General features: G+C 78.8%; 1 protein-coding gene. It reads right to left on the bottom strand.

Annotated elements, in window-relative coordinates:
* Positions 1 to 67: 67 nt before the first annotated feature.
* The coding region (locus GTW08_RS02215; RefSeq protein ID WP_202416279.1) for a hypothetical protein at positions 68 to 532 on the bottom strand (465 nt) is incomplete at its 5' end.

Genomic DNA, 532 nt, shown 5'->3' on the forward strand with positions numbered 1-532 from the left:
CCGGGCGGCCGGGGCGGCGCGGGGCGGTCGGCGCCGCGGCGGTGGCTGCCGGGCGGTTGCGGTCGGGTCATGTCAGAACCTCGTCGATCAGCTGGTGCCCGAGGTCGCGGGCGTCGGCCTGGGGAAGCCCGGCGTCGGCGAACCAGTCGGGTCCGGCCTCGGGATGCGGGCCGACGACGCCGACCCGGCCGTGCCCGAACGGGGTCACGGCGGCGGCGACGAGCCCGTCGGGGTAGCGGGCGAGGACGGTCCCGGAGTCGAGCAGGAAGTGCGGGCCGTCCTGGAAGAACAGGGTGCGGTCGCGGCCGCGCCAGTCGAGCCGGACCAGGGCGTCGCCGTCGTGGCCGACGGTGGCGCCGGGGGAGTCGATCCAGCGGTCGGTGTCGCCGGGCAGCAGGCCGAACCCGGGGGTGGCCCCGGCCAGGTAGCCGCCCAGACAGAACCCGAGGTAGCGGCCGCCGTCGCCGACCCAGTCGCGCAGCGGGCCGGCCGCGGGCCGCATCGTGCGCCACGCCGCGGACAGGGTGCCGCC

The organism is Pseudonocardia sp. SID8383 (genome assembly GCF_009864975.1).
GTDB classification, from domain to species: Bacteria; Actinomycetota; Actinomycetes; order Mycobacteriales; family Pseudonocardiaceae; genus Pseudonocardia; species Pseudonocardia alni.